Source organism: uncultured Ralstonia sp. (genome assembly GCA_913056305.1).
GTDB lineage: Bacteria > Pseudomonadota > Gammaproteobacteria > Burkholderiales > Burkholderiaceae > Ralstonia.
The window spans coordinates 41,223-56,836 of the sequence record CAJXMR010000005.1 but is presented as its reverse complement, the minus strand read 5'-3'; the positions used below and the strand labels follow the sequence as shown (position 1 = coordinate 56,836).

The 15,614-nt window shown below is 66.7% G+C and carries 11 protein-coding genes; 8 read left to right on the top strand and 3 right to left on the bottom strand.

Features of this window, described 5'->3' with window-relative positions; genetic code table 11:
* Together QZ609_RS01925 and QZ609_RS01920 are read right to left on the bottom strand one after the other, a co-directional pair.
* The gene (locus tag QZ609_RS01925) at window positions 1-1,002 is read right to left on the bottom strand and encodes an ABC transporter substrate-binding protein (RefSeq protein ID WP_295490292.1); all 1,002 of its coding nucleotides are present in this window, start codon (window positions 1,000-1,002) and stop codon (window positions 1-3) included.
* Window positions 1,003-1,216: 214 nt separating this feature from the next.
* Window positions 1,217-2,581 (bottom strand): ATP-binding protein, encoded by a 1,365-nt coding sequence (locus tag QZ609_RS01920; protein ID WP_295490290.1) that lies wholly within the window; start codon window positions 2,579-2,581, stop codon window positions 1,217-1,219.
* A gap of 222 nt (window positions 2,582-2,803) precedes the next feature.
* On the opposite strand from QZ609_RS01920, the gene QZ609_RS01915 reads away from it, so the two are divergent.
* The 8 genes from QZ609_RS01915 (at window position 2,804) to QZ609_RS01880 (ending at window position 13,835) form a co-directional block, all read left to right on the top strand.
* Window positions 2,804-3,337: a hypothetical protein gene (locus QZ609_RS01915; protein WP_295490287.1), complete on the top strand. Its 534-nt coding sequence runs from the start codon at window positions 2,804-2,806 to the stop codon at window positions 3,335-3,337.
* A gap of 39 nt (window positions 3,338-3,376) precedes the next feature.
* Complete coding sequence (locus tag QZ609_RS01910) at window positions 3,377-4,408, top strand: hypothetical protein (protein WP_295490285.1); 1,032 nt, start codon at window positions 3,377-3,379, stop codon at window positions 4,406-4,408.
* Window positions 4,409-4,489: 81 nt separating this feature from the next.
* Window positions 4,490-5,257 carry a hypothetical protein gene (locus QZ609_RS01905; protein WP_295490282.1) on the top strand — a complete coding sequence of 256 codons (768 nt, stop codon included), beginning with the start codon at window positions 4,490-4,492 and terminating at the stop codon, window positions 5,255-5,257.
* A 258-nt stretch (window positions 5,258-5,515) separates the two neighbouring features.
* A complete protein-coding gene (locus QZ609_RS01900; protein ID WP_295490279.1) occupies window positions 5,516-10,486 on the top strand; it encodes an NAD-glutamate dehydrogenase in 4,971 nt (1,656 codons plus the stop codon).
* Between the two features lie 117 nt (window positions 10,487-10,603).
* Window positions 10,604-10,945, top strand: a complete 342-nt coding sequence (locus QZ609_RS01895; protein WP_295490276.1) for a DUF2322 family protein — start codon at window positions 10,604-10,606, stop codon at window positions 10,943-10,945.
* Between the two features lie 63 nt (window positions 10,946-11,008).
* Entirely contained in the window at window positions 11,009-11,914 is a 906-nt protein-coding gene (locus tag QZ609_RS01890) for a LysR family transcriptional regulator (protein WP_295490273.1), read from the top strand.
* A gap of 101 nt (window positions 11,915-12,015) precedes the next feature.
* Window positions 12,016-12,678, top strand: coding sequence for an HAD-IA family hydrolase (locus QZ609_RS01885; protein WP_295490271.1), 663 nt, complete (start codon window positions 12,016-12,018; stop codon window positions 12,676-12,678).
* A 14-nt stretch (window positions 12,679-12,692) separates the two neighbouring features.
* Complete coding sequence (locus QZ609_RS01880; protein ID WP_295490268.1) at window positions 12,693-13,835, top strand: DSD1 family PLP-dependent enzyme; 1,143 nt, start codon at window positions 12,693-12,695, stop codon at window positions 13,833-13,835.
* A gap of 164 nt (window positions 13,836-13,999) precedes the next feature.
* Here QZ609_RS01880 and QZ609_RS01875 read toward each other — a convergent pair whose 3' ends face one another.
* Window positions 14,000-14,632 (bottom strand): malonic semialdehyde reductase, encoded by a 633-nt coding sequence (locus QZ609_RS01875; protein WP_295490265.1) that lies wholly within the window; start codon window positions 14,630-14,632, stop codon window positions 14,000-14,002.
* Between the last annotated feature and the right edge of the window lie 982 nt (window positions 14,633-15,614).

Here is a 15,614-nt window from a genome sequence, read left to right as displayed (position 1 = left end):
TCACTTCACCTTCGAGACGAACTCGGTCGTGTAGGTCTTCGCCAGGTCGACCTTCTTGCCCTTCACGTTCGGCGAGAACGTGCTCAGCACCGACAGCACCGTTTCCGGGCCACCCTTGGGCATCACGCCGTCGGCGGTGAACATGCCCTTGCCGCCGTCCAGGGCCTTGATGTAGCCGTCCTTGTCGCCCACGTAGAAGTCCTTGGGCATCTTCTCGGCGATCTCCGCAGCGCTATGGGTGTTGATGTAGCGCAGCGTCTTCACGAAGGCGTTGGCGAGCTTTTGCACGGTGGGCTTGTTCTTCTCGACCCAGTCGGTGGGCATGTACAGCGAGGCGGCCGGATAGGTGCCACCGAGCGCCTCCTTGGTCTTCTCGGCGGTGCGCAGGTCCACCAGCACGCGCGCCTCGCCGGTCTTGAGCAGGCGCGTGATGGTGGGCTCGGTGGTCATGCCGCCCTGGATCTTGTCCTGCTGTATCGCCATGATGAAGGTCGTGCCCGCGCCCACCGGCAGCGAGGTGAACTGGCCCATCGGCACGCCGGCCTTGACCATCAGGTACTGGGTGAGGAAGTTGGTCGACGAGCCCAGGCCCGTGACGCCCAGCGTCTTGCCCTTGAGGTCGGCCATGCCCTTGACCTGCGGGTACTTGTTGGACACGAGCTCGACCTCGCCCGGCGCGTGTGCCAGCTGCACCACCGACTCGATGTACTTGCCCTTGGCCTGCAGGTCGACACAGTGGTCGTAGAAGCCGACCACGCCCTGCACGGCGCCGGCGAGCATCTCGTTCTCGGCATCGACGCCTGCGCCTTCGTTGAGCAGCTCGACGTTCAGGCCTTCTTCCTTGAAGTAGCCCAGACCCTCGGCCAGCTTGGCGGGCAGGTAGATGATCTTTTCGTAGCCGCCGACCATCAGGGTGACCTTGTCGGCCGCCTGCGCGGCAGGGGCTGCGGCCATCATGCTGGCGATAGCGGAACACAGCAGGAGTTTGTCTCGGATTTTCATGAGTTCTGGGTCCTTACGTTGCAAGGTGTCAGGTGCTGGCCGGTTCATCCCGACCGTGGTCATACACTAGTCACCGAGCCTTGCTCGAACGTGAACTCTTCCTGAAAGCGCGTTCAGGTCGCACCGGATTGAGGTGGGGATTTCCCCAGGGGGACGGGGAAAATCGTCCCGCAAAGCTTTGCGCTACGGGACGGGCGCGGGCTCCACATGCCCGCTACCCCGGGGGCGCCGCAGGAATCTCGATCACCACACGCAGGCCGCGGCCGACGTCGCGGCTGGTCGCCCAGATCCTGCCCTTGTGCATCGACACGATGCTGCGCGAGATCGCCAGCCCCAGGCCGCTGCCGCGCTGGTCCTGCATCGGCGAGGGCAGGCGCACGAACCGCTCGAAGATGCGCTCGCACTCCTCCGGGGTCAGGCCCGGCCCCTCGTCGACCAGGCTTACGCGCCATACGCCGGCGGCCAGGGTCGAATCGAGGTGGATCACGCCGCCCCGCGGCGACACCCTGAGCGCGTTGGTCAACAGGTTCAGCAGCACCTGGCGCAACCGTGGGCCGTCGACGTTCACCTCGCCGTTGCCGCGGTGGCTCCAGGCAAAGACCTTGCCGTCATGCTCGGAAAGGGCCGACGCATCCTGGGCGAAGGCGCTCAGCAGCGCCACCGGGGACTGCGCCCGAAGCTCGACCAGCACCGCACCGGCGTCCGCGCGTGAGAGGAACAGCAACTCGTCGATGATGCGGTTCACGCGCCCGAGCTCTTCCAGGATGACGGCCACCGAATCCCGCTGCTGCGGGGTCAGCCCCTCGCTGACCAGCAGCCGCTCGGCATGCAGCGCCACCAGCGACATGGGCGTCTTCAGCTCATGCGACGCCTCTGCCGCGAAGCGCCGGATTTCGGCAAACGACATCTCCAGGCGGTCGAACATCTGGTTCAGGAAGGCCGCCAGCTGCGAGACCTCGTCCTTGACGTTGCCCACCGGAATGCGCTGGCTGAGGTTGTCGGAGCGGATCCGGTTGGCGGTGGTCTGGATCACGCGCACCGGGTGCAGGATCAGCCGGCTCAGCCCGTAGCCGACCACCACGCTGAGCACGAGCGCCGTGCCCAGCAGGCCGAAGAAGACGAGCCGGTAGCCCGTCATCAGTTCGCGCACCGGCGCGAGCGGCGTTGCCACGATGACATCGAACGGCGCGAGCTGGAATTCGCTCACCCGCACCTCGCCGATGTTGTCGATGGCAACCGAATACGCGCGCTCGCCGGCAATGTCGGGGATGGCCTGCCCATGCAGGTTGCTCGACTTGAAGAAGCGGTTCGTCATCGGGCCGTGCATGTCGATGTAGAACAGCGACGAGGCCGATTCGGTGGCCTGGCGGATGCGGTCGTCGATCTCCACCGGCGTCAGCTTGGCGTAGTCCCGGCCCAGCGTGGCCTTGAGATGCTTGAATTGCGCCTCGTTGAGTTCGTCGAGCTGCCTGAGCAGGTAGTGGTCGAGCAGGAAGTGGCCGGCGATGAACAGGCAGGCGAGCGTCGCCGTGAGCGTGGTGGCATACCAGAGGGTGATGCGGCTGCCGATCGACTTCATGCGGTGGCTCCCGTCTCTTGGCGCGGCGACGATCCTTCGCGCCCGGTTGAGGCAATGCGTGGTCTCGTGATGCTATGCGATCGCGCCGCCAGCTGGCTGAACGAATTTTAAGAATCACTACAGGAAGCGTACAGAGTCCGCTTCTAGACTCCATTCACGCTTCCCCTAACGGATGCGACGAATCCCATCTCAAGATTCCAACCCCAAGAACGGAGACAACCCATGAGCAAGTTCCTCAAGTGCGCGCTGGCAACAGTCATCACCGGCGCTGCCGCTTTCGGCGGCACCGCCGCCTGGGCCGCGGACAAGAACTGGACGCCGCCGACGCACAAGATCTACGGCCAGAAGCTGTCTGACGAGACCATGGCCAAGCATCCGGAGCTGCTGAGCATCACGCTGCACGGCACGCCCCCGGGCGCGACTGACGTTTTCACGATGTTCGCGGGCTCGTACCCCGAGCGCATCGGCAATGCTGATGATCCGGATGACATCGACGTCATCAAGAAGGGCATCACCATCGTCGACCCGCGCTGGAACCGCACCAAGGACAACCCGAAGAAGTTCGTTGTGCTCATGCCGATGCGCGACGCCACGGGCAACAACATCGGTCTGGTCGTGTACGCGTTCAAGAATCCGCCGGCCAACCCGAACACCAGCAGCCAGGAAATGTCCTTCTTGAAGAAGTCGAACGCACTGCGGGATGCGTTGGCCAAGAAGATCCCCAGCTACAACGCGCTGTTCGACGAAGCCAAGTGACAGTTCGCCCGGTGTGAACATCCAGAAGAGAGGACGTCAATGAAGACGAACATCCGGGCGCTGGTCGCCGCGCTGGTGCTGGCGGCGCCCATGCTGTCTTTTGCCGACACCGCACCGCTGCGGCTGCTTGGCCGCGCCGACCTGCCGACGTATCAGGGCGACTTCGACCACTTCGGGGCCGACGTCAAGGGTAACCGCCTGTTCCTTGCCGGCGAGGACGGCGGCACGCTGGAGGTCTTCGACCTGCGCAGCGGCGCGCATCTGAAGACCGTCGAGGGCATGGAGACGCCGCACGCGATCCACTACGAGCCGAAGACGAACCGCCTGTTCGTCAGCAACAGCGGCGCCAGCCTTAGCAAGGTGCTCGACGGCAAGAGCTACGCCGTGCTCGACACCGTCAAGCTGGCGCCAGGCGCCGACGTGATGAGCTACGACGCTTCCTCGCGCCGCCTGTGGTTCGTCACGGGCGGCAAGAATGCGCCCACCAAGATGGCGACGACCACGGTAGCGCGGGTGGACGTCGACACCGGCAAGATGCTCGGCGCCACCACGTTCGACACCGACTTCACCGAAGGTATCGTGGCCGAGCAGGCTGGCTCGCGCGTGTTCGTCAACGTGGCCGGCAAGGCGGAGGTTGCCGTGCTCGACAAGCGGACGGGCCAGCTGCTCGCCACCTGGCCGATCAAGGAAGGGCAGGACAACTCGCAGATCGACCTCGACGAGAAGCACAAGCGGCTGTTCCTGATCACGCGCAAGCCGTTCAAACTCGTGGTGGTGAACACGGAGACGGGGCAATCGGTGGCGAGCTTCGACGCGCCCGCCCGCACCAACGGCATGATGTTCGACGCGAAGAACCGGCGCATCTACGCCGCCGGCGACGACTACGTTGCCGTGTTCCGCCAGCGCGATGCCGATCACTACGAGGAGATCGCGCGCGTGCCCTCCGAGAAGGGGGCGAAGACGGCCTTCCTGGTGCCCGAGCTGCACCGGCTGTATGTGGCGGTGGGGGGCTCGGCGCAGACCAAGGCCGGCCTGCTGCAATACGAAGTGATGCCCGCCGACGCGAAGTAGCGCGGGCCTGCCACGGCGCGCTCGGCACCGATGCTGGAGCCGGAGCGCGCCGGCTTTCCAAGAACCCTTCGAGAGACGTTTATGCAGAAGCAGATTCCGGCCGGCCGCGCCATGCGCTGGCTGGCGTTGGCCGCGGCCGTGGCGATGGCCGGCCCCGCGCTCGCGCAAGGCGGGCCGCCGATGGTCACCGACGACCCTGAAACGCCCGGCGACGGCCATTGGGAGATCAATCTCGGTGCCATCGCCACGCGTACGCACGGCCGGCTCGAGCTGGCCGCGCCCGATGCCGACATCAACTACGGCTGGGGCGACCATGTGCAGCTCAAGGTCGATATCCCCTGGACGTTTGCGCGCGAGGATGGCCAGCGCTGGAAGTCCGGCGTCGGCACCGGCGACTTCGGTGTGAAATGGCGCTTCATCGACCAGGAGCAGGCGGGGTTCGCGATGTCGACCTACCCGCAGTACAGCCGCAGCGTGCTGGATTCTTCCACCCGGCGCGGCATTACCGGCGGCGGGCACGAGTTCTTCCTGCCGGTCGAGATCGCGACCGAAGTCGGGGGCTTCGGGGTATCAACCGAGTTCGGCCGCAACTTCATCTCGGGCGGTGCGGACAACCAGTGGATCGCCGGCGTCGTGGCCGGCCACGAGTGCGGCGATGGGCGCGAATGCATTGTCGAGGTCCGCAGGGCGCAGAGCCCCGGCGCGCGCGTGACGCTACTGAACCTCGGTATGCACTGGAAGCTCAACGACACCTACACATTGCTGGCCGCGGTGGGCCGTGAGTTTGGCGCGGCTTCCGATGAGCGGCGGCAGGTGTTGGCCTATCTGGGTGTGCAGATCACGCGATAGGCGGTACGCGCTGGTGCGCCGGCACCAATTTGCGGATGCCGCGTTCGAAACGCTGCCTGGAGGGTTTCGCCGCCGTGGCTTTCCCCGATATCGGGAGGGGATCGTCCGGCTGCGGCCTGCCGAGGCGGGCAGCATCCATCCCGGCCAAATGGAGCGTATCGGCAAAACTTGCCGGGGCGGCTGAAGCCCAGGTTGCCCCCATTGCCAGCCATGGGCACGCGGCGTAGCATGGGGAGGCCCATTTTCGGGAGACGCTCCATGTCTGCCCAGCTCGAAGACAAGGTCCGCCAACACATGGCGGATGTAGTGGCCCTCGCACGCGGACGTGCGCCCGATATCGCCGTGCTGTTCGAGCCATTCGTGCGGCATTACTACGAGCTGGCCGACCCCGAGGACGTGGTCTCGCGCAGCGTCGCCGATCTCTACGGCGCGGCGATGGCGCACTGGCAACTCGGCCAGAAGTTCGTGACCGGCCAGCCGCGCGTGCGGGTCTACAACCCGAGCCTTGAGCAGCACGGTTGGTATTGCGGCCACACGGTGGTCGAAATCGTCAACGATGACATGCCGTTCCTGGTCGATTCGGTGACCATGGAAATCAACCGGCAGGGTCTTGCGCTGCATTCGGCCTTCCATCCGGTCTATCGCATGCAGCGCGATGCGTCCGGCACGCGTGTGGCCGTGGCGGCCGGCGGCGGCGTGCAGCGCCCAGCGGCGCTCGCCGGCGACAAGCGCGCGACCACCGCCGAGGCCGATCCAGACGACGGGAGCGGCGGCACCATGCGCTTCGAGTCGTACATCCACATCGAGGTCGATCGCTTCTCCGAGCCGGAGCGGGTGCAGGCGCTGCACGACGGCCTGGTGCGCGTGCTGGGTGACGTGCGCGCGGCTGTGGAGGACTGGAAGCCGATGCAGGGCGCGGCCCAGGCCGCCATCGATGCGCTGGGTGTGCGCGCCGCGCAAGCATCGACGGGCGAAGCCGAACGCGCGGAGATCGCCGAGACGCAGGCCTTCCTGGCGTGGCTGCTCGAACAGCATTTCACGCTCCTCGGCTATCGCGACTATGCGCTCGTCACCCAGGACGACGGCCTCTACCTGCAGGGCATGCAGGGCACGGGGCTTGGCGTGCTGCGCGAGGCGCTGCGCGATCCCGCCGCCCCCGACATCTCGCGGCTGGCCCCGGGCGCCGCGAGGATCATCGACGAGCCCGCACCGGTGTTCCTGACCAAGGCCAACTCACGCGCCACCGTGCACCGGCCCGGCTATCTCGACTATGTCGGCATCAAGCTGTTCGACGCCGAGGGGCGTGTGTGTGGTCAGCGGCGTTTTCTCGGGCTGTACACGTCCAACGTCTACATGGTGCCGGCCGAGGACATCCCGTTGGTGCGGCGCAAGGTTGCCAGCGTGATCCGGCGGACGGGCTTCCTGCCCAAGGGGCATCTGGCCAAGACGCTGGTGACGATCCTCGAACAGTATCCGCGCGACGAGCTGTTCCAGATCGACAGCGAGGCGCTGCACGACATCGCGCTTGGCATCCTGCGGCTGCAGGAGCGGCAACGCACGCGTCTGTTCGTGCGGCGCGACCCGTTCGACCGCTTCGTATCGTGCCTGGTATTCGTGCCGCGCGAGAAATTCAACACCGACCTGCGCGTGCGCGTCCAGGGCCTGCTGCAGGCGGCCTACCACGGCACCAGCGTGGAGTTCACGCCGCTGCTGTCGGAATCGATGCTGGCGCGCATCCACATCACCGTGCGCACCCAGCCGGGCAACGTGCCCGAGGTGGACGTGGCCGAGCTGGAAGAGCGCATCGTGCTGGCGGCGCGGCGCTGGCAGGACGACCTGGCCGAGGCGCTGCTCGAGCGCGGCGGCGAGGAGCGCGGCAACCGCCTGCTGCGCCGCTATGGCGATGCCTTCCCCGCCGGCTTCCGGGAGGACTACGCGGCGCGCCTTGCAGTGCGCGACATTGAACTGATGGAGCCGCTGCTGGCCGAAGACGCTGCAGGCGCGGTGGAGGCTCCGGAGGCCTCTGCGGGCGGCGCGCTCACGATGCAGCTTTACCGGCCACTCGAGGCACCCGCCGGGGCGCTGCGTTTCAAGATCTACCGCACGGGCCAGCCGATCGCGCTCTCGCGCAGCCTGCCGATGCTCGAGCACCTCGGTGTGCGCGTCAACGAAGAGCGGCCCTATCGCATCGAGCCGGCCGACGCCGCACCGATCTCGGTGCATGACTTCGGCATGGTCACCGTCGACGGCAGCGAGGTCGACCTCGACGAGGCCCGCGTGCGCTTTGAAGATGCCTTCGCGCGCATCTGGAATGGCGACGTCGAGAACGACGATCTCAACCGGCTCGTGCTGCAGGCCGGCCTGACCTGGCGTGAGATCCGGATCCTGCGCGCCTACGCGCGCTACATCCGCCAGATCGGCTCGACCTTCAGCAACGCGTACATGGAGAGTGCGCTGACCGGCAATCCGTCGATCGCGCGGGCGCTGGTGCATCTGTTCCTGGTGCGCTTCGACCCGGCGACGGACGACGCTGAGCGCACGCGCCGCAGCGATACGCTGCGCGCGCAGATCGCCGAGGCGCTCGAAGAGGTGCCGAACCTGGACGAAGACCGCATCCTGCGCCAGTTCCTCGGCGTGCTGGAAGCCACGGTGCGCACCAACTACTTCCAGAGCCTGCCGGGCATTGGGCAAGCCGGGCAGGCTGGCCAGTCCAAGCCGTACCTGTCGTTCAAGTTCGACCCCGCGCGCGTGCCAGGCTTGCCCGAGCCCAAGCCGATGTTCGAGATCTGGGTGTATTCACCGCGGGTCGAGGGCGTGCACCTGCGCGGCGGCAAGGTCGCGCGCGGCGGGCTGCGCTGGTCGGACCGGCGCGAGGATTTCCGCACCGAGGTGCTCGGCCTGGTCAAGGCGCAGATGGTCAAGAACACTGTCATCGTGCCGGTCGGCTCCAAGGGCGGCTTCGTCGTCAAGCAGCCGCCGCCGGCGAGCGATCGCGATGCCTATCTGGCTGAAGGCGTGGCGTGCTACCAGACCTTCCTGCGCGGGCTGCTCGACCTGACCGACAACTACGTCGAGGGCCGCCTCGTGCCGCCGCGCGACGTGGTGCGCTACGACGGTGATGACCCGTACCTGGTGGTCGCCGCCGACAAGGGCACGGCCACGTTCTCGGATTACGCCAACGCCATCTCTGGCGAATACGGCTTCTGGCTGGGCGATGCCTTCGCCTCCGGCGGTTCGGTCGGCTACGACCACAAGAAGATGGCCATCACCGCGCGCGGCGCGTGGGAATCGGTCAAGCGGCATTTCAGCGAGATGGGCGTGGATACGCAGGCCACCGACTTCACCGTGGTCGGCATCGGCGACATGTCGGGCGACGTGTTCGGCAACGGCATGCTGCTCTCGCGCCATATCCGCCTGCTGGCGGCGTTCGACCATCGGCATATCTTCCTGGACCCATCGCCCGATGCCGCCACGAGCTTTGCCGAGCGCGAGCGCATGTTCAATCTGCCGCGCTCGAGCTGGGCCGACTATGACAAGGCGCTGATCAGCGCGGGCGGCGGGGTGTTCCCGCGCTCCGCCAAGGCGATTGCGCTCTCGCCCGAGGTGCGCGCGATGCTTGGCGTCACGGCGACCGAGATGGCGCCGAACGACCTGCTGCATACCCTCCTCAAGGCCCCCGTGGACTTGCTCTACAACGGCGGCATCGGTACCTACATCAAAGCCAGCACCGAGACGCACGCCCAGGTGGGCGACCGCGCCAACGACGGGCTGCGCGTGGACGGCGCCGAGTTGCGCTGCAAGGTCGTGGCCGAGGGTGGCAATCTGGGCTGCACGCAGCTCGGGCGCATCGAATACGCGCAGCACGGCGGGCGCATCAACACCGATGCGATCGACAACTCGGCCGGTGTCGACTGTTCGGACCACGAGGTCAACATCAAGATCCTGCTGGGGCTGGTGGTGGGCGACGGCGAGATGACGCTCAAGCAGCGCAACGTGCTACTGGCCGAGATGACCGACGAGGTGGGCGAGTTGGTCTTGCGCGACAATTATTTCCAGACGCAGGCGCTGTCGCTTGCGCGCACGCGCATGGCACAGTGGCTCGACCCGGAGGCGCGGCTGATGCGGTATCTGGAGCGTGCCGGCCGCCTGAACCGCACCATCGAATTCCTACCCGCCGACGAGGACATCGACGCCCGTCGCGCCGCCGGCGGCGGCCTCGCCACGCCCGAGCGCGCGGTGCTGATGGCCTACAGCAAGATGTGGCTGTACGACGCGCTGCTGGCCAGCGACTTGCCCGACCAGCCCTTCGTGGCCGACGGCCTGCCGGCGTACTTCCCGCAGCCATTGCAGGCACGCTGCGGCGCGACCATGCCGCGGCACCCGCTGCGGCGCGAGATCCTGGCGACGATGCACGCGAACGCGCTCGTCAACCGTGCCGGCGTGACCTTTGTGCACCGGCTCGCCGAGGAAACCGGCGCCGAGCCGCTGGCCGTGGTGTGGGCGAGCCTGGTGGCGCGCGCCGTGTATCGGCTCGATCCACTCTGGCAAGAGGTCGATGGGCTGGATGCGCAGGTGCCGCACGAGATGCAGGCCGCCTTGTTTGCGGCGTTCGCGCAGTTGCATGAGCGTGCCACGTTGTGGTTCCTGCGGCAGCGCGTCTCTGATGTGCCGGCCACGGTGGAGCGCTTCCGCGCGGCGGTCGATGCGCTCGCGCCCGAAGTCGATGGCTTGCAGGCGGAGGAGTCCGGGCACGCGGCTGCGCAACAGCAGCAGACGTTCGTGGACGCCGGGGTGCCCGAAGCCCTGGCACGGGCGGCGGCTGGCGTGTCGGCGCGTGTATCGCTGCTCGATATCGCGGAAGTTGCCGTTGCGAGCGGCTGCGATGCCAAGCTGGCCGCGCGCGTGTACTTCGCGCTCGACCAGCCGCTCGGCTACGGCTGGCTGCAGGGCGGCATCCTCGCCCTGCCGACGCAGACGCATTGGCAGATGCTGGCACGCGCGACCCTGCTTGAAGAGCTGGGGCAACTGCGCCGGCGGCTCACCAGCTCGGTGCTGCATGACGCAGCGGCTGGTGCCAGTGCCGGGGCGTTGGTCGAAGCCTGGCGGGCGGCCCGGCAGGAAGCGCTGGCACGCTACAACCGCGTGGTCGCCGACCAGGTGGCCGCCGGGTCGGCCGATCTGGCGATGCTCTCGGTGGGGCTGCGGGCGTTGGCGGAAGTGGATGCTTGAGGGGCCCAGGTGCCGCGAGATCCGTGGCCGTGCATGCGCGATGCTCTTTTGCAGTCATGCCCGAGCGGATACCATACGGCCCGCCAAGTCCACCGACCAACCCACGGAGTGTTTTCAGTGATTTCCGAGATTCAGCCGAGCAACGTATTCAAGGACAACCTCGCCCAGCTGCCCGCCATTGACGGCATCGAGCGCATCGATCTGGTCGACGGCAACGGCGCCGTGGTGGCCGATATCGAGAACATGCCCGGCAAGCAGGGATCGTTGGCGGTGTATCACTACCTGCAGCAGGCGTTTGGCCAGTTGGATGCCAAAGCGGCCGAGCACGGCCTCGCGGTGTTTGCCGAGCATACGGCCGATGCGCGCAACCGCCCGGGGGCGCACCCGAACGTCGACCGTCTGCTCGCGATCGCGGCCGGTGGGCAAGCGCTGCGCATCAACGTCATCGCCAAGGCCTGACCGTTTTGCCTGCGGCACGCCTTGATATCGCCGCAGCCGGCCGGTTCACCCGCCAGTGATGCCATGACCGACTCGGCCGACCTGCGCTTTCTGCTGGCGATTCGCGATAACCAGAGCCTAGCCGCCACGGCCAGGGCGCTCGGGCTCACGCCGTCGGCGGTGTCGCAGCGGCTGCAGCAGCTTGAGAAGAAGCTGGCGACGCGGCTGGTCGACCGCACCGCGCGCAGCCTGCGCTTTACCGACGAGGGCACGTTGCTGTGCGAGCGCGGGGCCGAGCTGGTCCGGCAACTCGATGCACTGGCGGAGGATCTGCAGACGCGGCGCGGCGGTCTGGTCGGCACGCTCAAGATCAACGCACCGCTGGGTTTTGGGCGGCGCTACCTGGCGCCCGTCATCGGCGATTTCCAGCAGGCCTACCCGGAGGTCGACATCGAGTTGACGCTGTCTGACGAGCCAATGACCGAGGCCGCCGACCGCTTCGACGTGGTCGTGCACATTGGCGCGCTGCAGGTGTCCAACCTGGTCGGCTACGCGATTGCGCCGAATGCGCGCTTCGTCTGCGCGTCGCCGGAGTTCGTTCAGCGCTTCGGGCTGCCGCAGGCGCCGGAGGACTTGGCCGCGCTGCCGTGCATCGTGCTGCGCGAGAACAAGGAAGACGTGACGCTGTGGCACTTCAGCAAGGGCCGCACGAGCCGCAGCGTGCGCGTGTCGTCCAAGCTCGGCTGCAACGACGGCGACGTGATCCGTCGCTGGGCGTGCGAGGGGCGCGGCGTGATCCTGCGCTCCGAGTGGGATGTGGCCGACGACCTGCGCGCCGGCCGCCTGGTGCGGCTGCTGCCCGGCTGGAAGGCGCCTGACGCAAACGTGATTGCGCTGACACACCACCGCGCGGGGCTGCCGCAGCGCACGCGCCGGTTCATGCAGGTGCTGCAGAGCCGCTTCAAGCCGCAGCCGCCGTGGCGCGCATGATGCAGGCAGACTGAATCTTTGAATCAATCCGGTTAAACCGAAAGCCGTGTCGCGCTGCCTACAATCCGCTGCATCGATGAACGTCGCTTGCAGGTGATTGCGTGACCCATTCCCGTGCTTCTTCCGGCTATCCCAAGGCCATCCTGTTCGATCTGCTGACCGCGCTGCTCGATTCGTGGTCGCTGTGGGACCGCGCCGCCGGTTCGCAACAGGCGGGCCGCACCTGGCGCGCGGAGTATCTGCGGCTGACGTATGGCTGCGGCGCGTATGTCGCCTATGAAGCGTTGGTGCGGCAGGCCGCCGGGAACGTCGGCCTGCCCGCCTCGGCGCCTGATGCGCTGGAGGCCGGTTGGCTGCAACTCGCCCCCTGGAGCGGCGCCATCGAAGTCCTGACGCGGCTGCAACCACACTGCAAGCTGGCCGTCGTCACCAACTGCTCGGAGCGCCTTGGGCGGCAAGCGGCCGCGCTGCTGCCCGTCACGTGGGATGCCGTCGTCACCGCCGAGCAGGCCGGCATGTACAAGCCCCACCCGAAGCCGTACCGGATGGCACTGGACCAGCTTGGGGTGGAGGCAGCCGATGCGGCTTTCGTCGCCGGTTCCAGCTACGACATGTTCGGCACCGCTGCGGTCGGTCTGCGCACGTATTGGCACAACCGTATCGGCCTGGCGCTGGTGGACGGCGCCCAGCGGCCCGAGATCGAACTACAGACCTTGGATGGGCTGTTGCCGTGGGCCCGCCGTTTTTACGCAGGTCACGCATAACGATGGAAACCACCATGACCCTGGACACGCTTGAATCGATCGACACCCCCGCTGCGCTGATCGACCTGCCTCGCATGCAGCACAACATCGCGCGCATGCAGCAACGCATGAACGCATTGGGCGTGACGTTTCGCCCGCACGTGAAGACCACCAAATGCCTCGACGTGGTACGCGCGCAGGTGGCGGCCGGCGCGCGGGGCATCACCGTGTCGACGCTGAAGGAGGCCGAGGCGTTCTTTGCCGCTGGCATCACCGACATCCTGTACGCGGTCGGCATCGTGCCGTCCAAGCTGCCGCGCGCGATGGCGCTGCGCCGGCAGGGCTGCGACCTGAAGCTGGTGGTGGACAACGCCACTGCGGCGCAGGCCGTCGTCGATGCCTGCCGGGCCGCCGGCGAAAGCCTTGAAGTCTGGATCGAAGTCGACACCGATGGCCACCGCTCCGGCATCACGCCGGAGGAGGGCACCTTGCTGGAGGTTGGCCGCATCCTGCAGGCGGGCGGCATCGGTGTCGGTGGGGTGTTGACCCATGCCGGTTCCAGCTATGAACTGAGCGATCAGCCTGCGGTGGCCGCGTTGGCCGAACAGGAACGCGCCGGCTGCGTGCGCGCGGCGCAACGGCTGCGTGAGGCGGGCATCCCGTGCGCGGCCGTCAGCGTCGGCTCCACGCCCACCGCGCTGGCGGCGGAGCGTCTGGAGGGCGTGACCGAGGTGCGCGCCGGCGTCTACGTCTTTTTCGACCTGGTCATGCATAACGTGGGCGTCTGCGCGCTGGATGAGATCGCCCTGAGCGTGCTGACCACCGTGATCGGTCACCAGCCGGACAAGGGCTGGGTCATCGTCGACGCCGGCTGGATGGCCATGAGCCGCGATCGGGGCACGGCCAAGCAGGCGCACGACTTCGGCTACGGCCAGCCTTGCGCGCTCGATGGCACGCCGTTCGACGGGCTCGTGCTGATCGGCGCCAACCAGGAGCACGGCATCCTGGCCGCGCGTGATGGCGTTGCGCAGGGGGATCTTGCCGCGCGCTTCCCGGTGGGGACGCGGCTGCGCATCCTGCCGAACCACGCGTGCGCTACGGGGGCGCAGTTTCCGGAATATCGCGCGCTGTCTGCGCGCGGCAGTATCGAGACCTGGAGCCGATTCCACGGGTGGTGAGCCGCGTCGAGATCACGACAGGGTCCGCCGCGGTGTGGGTCTTTTGCTGCCTTTTGTGTGGCGATCGATCGGCTACTGAAGCGTCGAATGGGTGCGCGCTGGCGGTGGCGTCTGGCACGGGAAGGACATGTCGGCAGACGATGTGCTCCGAGATTTCCTTGTGGTCAGAGCAACTTGCAGGCTTCGTCAAAATCCAGGCGTGGGCTGCGCGGGAACAATCCTGCCGGATCTCCGTAGCCCAGATTGCAGAGGAAGTTTGACTTGACGTGGCTGTCAGGGAAGTACTCCTGCTGGAAGGCGCCCGCCTGTCCGCTCGCAGGAAAGAACTCATGGTCAACCTTGGCATTGTCAAAACCCGACATCGGACCGCAATCCAGTCCGAGCGAGCGGGCCGCCAGGATGAAATAAGCCCCTTGTAGCGAGCTGTTGCGCCGTGCCGTGACTTCGGCCAGTTCCGGGGTATCGGCAAACCAGGCGCGCGCGTCGACGTGCGGAAAAAGCTTGGGCAGCTTGTCGTAGAACTTGCCGTCATACGCGATGATCGCGGTCACCGGCGCGCTCATCGTCTTGTCGATGTTGCCGGGTGCCAGTGCCGGCAAAAGCCGTTGCTTCGCTTCCTTTGTGCGCAATAACAGAATGCGTGCCGGGCTGCAGTTGGCGCTGGTCGGACACCATTTCATCAGTTCGTAGAGTTCGCGCAGCGTGTCGTCACTGACAGGCTTGGCCAGCCAGCTGTTGTGCGTGCGTGCCTCACGAAACACAAGGTCCATTCCTTCGTTGCTCAATCTCTTGTCCATATTCGCCTCCCGGATGAAACGGAGATTGCAGGTGCGAACGTCACGGAACGCGTCGGCCGCGTCGTGGGCGCAACCTGCTCAGACGTTATAGATTCGCGCGCAACGGTCGTGGGAAAAGTTTGGCGTGTCGGGCTCGATGCGCATCGCGCGTCCTCCGGCTGCCGTGCGATCGCTGCCTGGTCAAATCGACGCGTTGGCTCGGGTGGGGGTGGTGTGGCTGACTATCGATTGCGCGAGCCGGAGCTTCCTGTCGGCCGCTGAGAGGCTGACTTCATTGAACGCTGCATGAAGGTCCGAAGCTGGCCCAACCACGATCCGTAAAAATAAAGTCTGTCGGGAGGGGGATTTCTAACCCATTGATTTATAAAGGGTCGCCGTGCCCAAAAAAAAGCAACAAGTCTGTCGGGCACTCTCAATTTGACTCCGTGGCCCGTGCGAAATGTAGCAATAGTCTGTCGAGGCTAGGCGTGACAAGCCTTTGCGGGGAAGCACGATTGAGAAAGTGCCCCTCCTTCGCGTTCTGAGCGTTTGCTGCCACCACGGGTGTCCGAAGCGGGGCAGGAAGTCTCCACCGGCAGCGGCAGCGTCACGCAGGCGGCAGGCGACCGCATGCTGGCCGCGGGAAACTTGGCCATGAGCCACCAGGATGCCGTTGCCGGTGGGACCCAGGCCACCAGCGCGAGCGTGCGGCGCCTGCCGTGCCATACCCTCCCGACCGATGACGGCGGCAAAGGCCCGCGCGACGTCGCCGATCAGTGTGTCCCGCCGCGAGCGACAGTCGTGATCGCTGGGTCGAGGGGCGGCTCCCGCCGCCGCAGGTCCAGCAGACACTCCCCGAGCGCCGCGCGCCGACCGGCCTGTGCCCAGTGCATCGGGGCAATAACGCGCACCTGCGTCGCGTGACGACGCGCCGGCACACCAGGCGCGCAGCGGCCAGTGACGCGACTCCGCTATGGCGGCGATGGTTGAAGAATCCTGTATC